At 71.9% G+C, this 4,176-nt stretch carries 6 protein-coding genes; all 6 read left to right on the top strand.

Translation table 11 applies throughout. From position 1 onward, the window contains the following. Nucleotides 1-90 precede the first annotated feature (90 nt). The 6 genes from EHS43_RS38995 (at nt 91) to EHS43_RS38970 (ending at nt 3,886) form a co-directional block, all read left to right on the top strand. Entirely contained in the window at nt 91-435 is a 345-nt protein-coding gene (locus EHS43_RS38995) for a DUF3817 domain-containing protein (protein WP_125195314.1), read from the top strand. Further along, complete coding sequence (locus EHS43_RS38990) at nt 432-725, top strand: MTH1187 family thiamine-binding protein (RefSeq protein ID WP_125195313.1); 294 nt, start codon at nt 432-434, stop codon at nt 723-725. Before EHS43_RS38995 ends, EHS43_RS38990 begins: the two co-directional genes overlap by 4 nt. Nucleotides 726-873: 148 nt before the next feature. Continuing rightward, entirely contained in the window at nt 874-1,626 is a 753-nt protein-coding gene (locus EHS43_RS38985; protein ID WP_125195312.1) for a hypothetical protein, read from the top strand. Continuing rightward, nucleotides 1,623-2,303, top strand: a complete 681-nt coding sequence (locus EHS43_RS38980; protein ID WP_125195311.1) for a DUF4166 domain-containing protein — start codon at nt 1,623-1,625, stop codon at nt 2,301-2,303. Before EHS43_RS38985 ends, EHS43_RS38980 begins: the two co-directional genes overlap by 4 nt. Then, entirely contained in the window at nt 2,300-2,950 is a 651-nt protein-coding gene (locus EHS43_RS38975) for a TetR/AcrR family transcriptional regulator (RefSeq protein ID WP_125195310.1), read from the top strand. The genes EHS43_RS38980 and EHS43_RS38975 overlap by 4 nt, the downstream gene beginning before the upstream one ends. Nucleotides 2,951-2,980: 30 nt before the next feature. Continuing rightward, on the top strand, nt 2,981-3,886 hold the full coding sequence (locus tag EHS43_RS38970; protein ID WP_125195309.1) for an SMP-30/gluconolactonase/LRE family protein: 906 nt from the start codon (nt 2,981-2,983) through the stop codon (nt 3,884-3,886). Nucleotides 3,887-4,176: the final 290 nt, after the last annotated feature.

The following is a 4,176-nucleotide window of genomic DNA, read 5'->3' as shown; positions in this document are numbered from 1 at the left end:
CACCACGCCCCCCGAACCGTTTGTCACAATGGGCGGACGCTTGTGCGTGCGTTCACAAGCCGTCGACGTACCTCCCACCGAAGGTGACCCGTGGACCTCAAGACAGCCTCCGCCCTCCGACGACTCCGCCTGGTCTCCGCCCCCGAGGCGATCTCGTTCCTGCTCCTGCTCGTCTGCTCGGTGCTGAAGCGGACCACGGACTTCAACGCCGTCCCGGTGATGGGCATGGTCCACGGCGTCCTGTTCGTCCTGTACGTGATCTTCTGGCTCGACGCCTGGTTCCGCGCGAAGTGGTCCGCGAAGACGGGGATCTGGTACTTCGTGCTCTCCGTACTGCCCACCGGCGGCTTCTTCGCCGAGCGCCGGCTCAAGCGCGAGGCCGAGGATGCTGTCATCGCGTCCCGCGCCCGCCAGGAAGGGATCGTGAACGCATGATCGTCGCCTTCTCCGTGACCCCGCTCGGGGTCGGCGAGGACGTGGGGGAGTACGTCGCGGACGCGGTGCGGATCGTGCGGGAGTCGGGGCTGCCCAACCGTACCGACGCCATGTTCACCTCGATCGAGGGCGAGTGGGACGAGGTGATGGACGTCGTCAAGCGTGCCGTGGCCGCCGTGGAGGCGCGGGCGCCGCGCGTGTCGGTCGTGCTCAAGGCGGACATCCGGCCCGGCGTCACGGACGGTCTGACCTCCAAGGTGGAGACGGTGGAGCGGCACCTCGCCGACTGACCGGACCCCGCTGCCCCAGTCGAACCCCGGCCCGCGCGGGCCGGGGTTTTCTCGTGCCCGATGTTTGAGCGATCGCTCAAAATCATGTACCTTGCCGCCCAGAGAGTTTGAGCGGTCGCTCAAACAACGAGCTCACCTGGGGGAATCAATGGGGCTCTACATAGAGGCACGCATCCGTGCCGATCTCGACGACCTCTGGACCCGGACGCAGGAGCCGTCCCAGCACCAGCGCTGGGACCTCCGCTTCACCCGGATCACCTACCTCCCGCGCGCGGAGGGCGAGCCGCAGCGCTTCCGCTACGCCACACGCGTGCTGCCCGGACTCACCGTCGCCGGCACCGGCGTCTCCGCCGGGGAACGGGAACGCCCCGACGGCACCCGCACCTCCGCCCTGCGCTTCTCCTCCCCGCACCCGCTCTCGCTCCTGGCGGAGGGCAGCGGCTACTGGCGGTACGTCCCCGAAGGCGACGGCGTCCGCTTCCTCACCGGGTACGACTACCGCCCCCGCTGGGGCCGCGCGGGCGCCCTCGCCGACCGTCTGCTCTTCCGCCCCCTGATCGGCTGGGCGACCGCCTGGTCCTTCGACCGGCTGCGGCTGTGGCTGGAGCGGGGCATCACCCCGGAGCGGTCCCTGCGGAACTGGCTGGCCGAACTCCTGGTCCGCGCCCTGGTCGTCCTCGTCGCCGGCACCGGTCTCGCCCTGGAGCGCTTCCTGCCGGTCCTCGGCCCGCTGGCGGCCTCGATGGCCTACCTCTCGCCGCTCCTCCTGGCCCTGGCCATCTCCGTGGCCCTGTTCAAGTCGCCCCTGCCCGGCACCCCGGCCGCCCGCCGCTGTCTGCGCAGGCCGCCCACGCGCGTGCGTGCGCCGCGCGTCCTTCACACCCTGGAGACCCCGCGATGACCTCGATGTTCCGCACGGTGATGGGCGCCGACTTCGACCGCCTCCACCCCCAGCTGCAGCGCCGCTTCTCGGTCGGTCTGGCCTCCGGCGAGGCCTGCACCGGCCGGGGCGTGATGGACCGCATCTGGCACGGTGGGGCGTTCGTGAAGCCCTTCCTGGCCCTCGGGGCGACCCGCAACATCCTGGTGCCGAGACCGGGGCGGCACGTGCCGTTCGTGATCGAGAACGTGCCCTATGTCGACACTCACGGCCGTGAGACGGTGACCTTCGTGCGCACCTTCCGCCTGCCCGGCCGACCCCGCCGCTTCGACGCCCAGATGGTGCTGAGCCCCAAGGGCGACCGCATCCTCGACTACCTCGGCACCCACCAGCACCTGGCCAGCGAGCTGCACTTCCGCGCCGAGCCCGACGGCTCGCTGCTGATCCGCTCCGGGGAGCACCGGTTCCGGGAGGGCGTGGTGGACGTACAGGTGCCCGAGCTGATCGGCGCGAGCGCGGAGGTGCGGGAGTCGTACGACGACAGCACGGGCCGTTTCCGCATCCGCGTCCGGGTCGTCAACCGGTACTTCGGCCCGCTCTTCGGCTACGAGGGGTCCTTCGAGGCGACGTACAGCGACATCACGGCCTGCGGAGTCCGCCCCGGACTGCGCCCCGTGCGTGAGGAGGCGCGCGCGTGAGCCCCGAGAGCGCCAAGTCCCTGGAGACGAAGGCCAAACTCCTCGACGGCGCCCTGCGGACCCTCACCGAGCAGGGCATCGCCAAGACCTCCGCCCGCACGGTCGCGGCGGCCGCGGGCGTCAACCAGGCGCTGGTCTTCTACCACTTCGGCACGGTCGACGAGCTCCTCGCGGCCGCCTGCCACTACGGGGCGGAGCGCGCGGTGGCCCGCTACCGCGCGCGGCTGGCCGCCGTGACCTCGCTGTCCGAACTCCTCGCGGTGGGACGGAAGGTCCACGAGGAGGAGCGGGCCGGCGGACACGTGGCCCTCCTCGGCCAGCTGCTGGCCGGCGCCCAGACCCACGCCACCCTCGGCCCCGCCACCGCGGCGGGCCTGGAACTGTGGATCGCCGAGATCGAGAAGGTCCTCACCAGAGTCCTCGCGACCACCCCCTTCGGCGAGTTCGCCGACCCGGCGGGCCTGGCCCGGGCGGTGGCCGCGTCCTTCGTCGGCATCGAGCTGTACGAAGGGGTCGACGCGGCCGGGGCCGGCTCGGCGCTGGACGCCCTGGAGCAGCTCGGCGTGCTCGTCGCCGCGCTGGAGGACCTGGGGCCGGTCGCACAGCGCGCGGTGCGCCACCATCTCCGCAAGACGGGCCGCCGCTGACCGCGCCCGATCCCGACCCGAGAGGACACCATGCCCGGTTCCGACAGCCTCTACGAGATCCTGGACGACCGTTTCCGGCCCTGCACCAACGGCGACAGCAGGCTGGAGACGCTCTACGACGGCTGCCGCTGGGCCGAGGGGCCGGTGTACCTGCCCGCGTGGCGCCAGCTGATCTGGAGCGACATCCCGAACGACCGCATCCTGCGCTGGGACGAGGCCACCGGCACGGTCGGCCTCTTCCGCACGCCGGCCGGCAACAGCAACGGCAACACCGTCGACCGGCAGGGCCGCCTGGTCACCTGCGAACAGGGCAACCGCCGCGTCACCCGCACCGAGCCGGACGGCACGGTGACCGTCCTGGCCGAGCGCTACCAGGGCAAACGGCTGAACAGCCCGAACGACGCCGTCGTGCGCTCCGACGGCACGATCTGGTTCTCCGACCCGGACTTCGGCATCCTCAGCGACTACGAGGGGCACCGGGCCGAGTCGGAGATCGGGGCATGCCGGCTGTACCGGATCGACCCGGCCACGGGTGAGGTCTCCCTCGCCGCGGACGGGCTGGACGGCCCCAACGGGGTGATCCTCTCGCCCGACGAACGCCACCTGTACGTCTCCGACTCGCGGGCGGCCCGGATCCACCGGTACGACGTCCACACCGACGGCACGCTCTCCGGCGGCCAGATCTTCGCCGAGGCGCGCGAGGGCGTCCACTTCGACAACATCCGCTTCGACGACGAGGGCCGCCTGTGGGCTGCCGCCCTGGCCGACGGCATCCACTGCTACGCCCCCGACGGCACGCTGATCGGCCGCGTGCGAGTCCCCGAACCGGTGGCCAACGTGACGTTCGGCGGCCCGAAGGGAAACCGGCTTTTCATCGCGGCCACGAGTTCCTTGTACTCGGTGGTGATGTCGGTGACGGGGGCGGCGAGGGTGTAGCGGGTGCCGGGTGCCGGGTGCCGGGTGCCGGGTGCGCGTGCGTGGGGGGCTGGTCGCGCAGTTCCCCGCGCCCCTGGGGGTTGCAGTCAGGCATGTCATTACGGGCCCTGCGTCTGAGGGGGTGCCTGGCTGGGCCGTCAGCCGAGTGCGGGTCCGTCGTGGCTGGTCGCGCAGTTCCCCGCGCCCCTGGGGAGTTGCAGCCACCGGCGCCGCGACGGGCCCTTCGTCACCTCGTCCGGCGCGCGCCCCTGTGGACCGTCAGTCGCGTACGGCGGCAAGGGGACGGGGTG

Origin of the sequence: Streptomyces sp. RP5T, from assembly GCF_003933965.1 — a bacterium.
In the GTDB taxonomy this organism is placed as follows: domain Bacteria; phylum Actinomycetota; class Actinomycetes; order Streptomycetales; family Streptomycetaceae; genus Streptomyces.
This window is presented reverse-complemented; position numbering and strand designations above follow the sequence as displayed.

Coding starts and splice junctions, on each gene's coding strand:
- EHS43_RS38990 (WP_125195313.1), top strand. CDS start 432: ATGATCGTCGCCTTCTCCGTGACCCCGCTCGGGGTCGGCGAGGACGTG.
- EHS43_RS38985 (WP_125195312.1), top strand. CDS start 874: ATGGGGCTCTACATAGAGGCACGCATCCGTGCCGATCTCGACGACCTC.
- EHS43_RS38980 (WP_125195311.1), top strand. CDS start 1,623: ATGACCTCGATGTTCCGCACGGTGATGGGCGCCGACTTCGACCGCCTC.
- EHS43_RS38970 (WP_125195309.1), top strand. CDS start 2,981: ATGCCCGGTTCCGACAGCCTCTACGAGATCCTGGACGACCGTTTCCGG.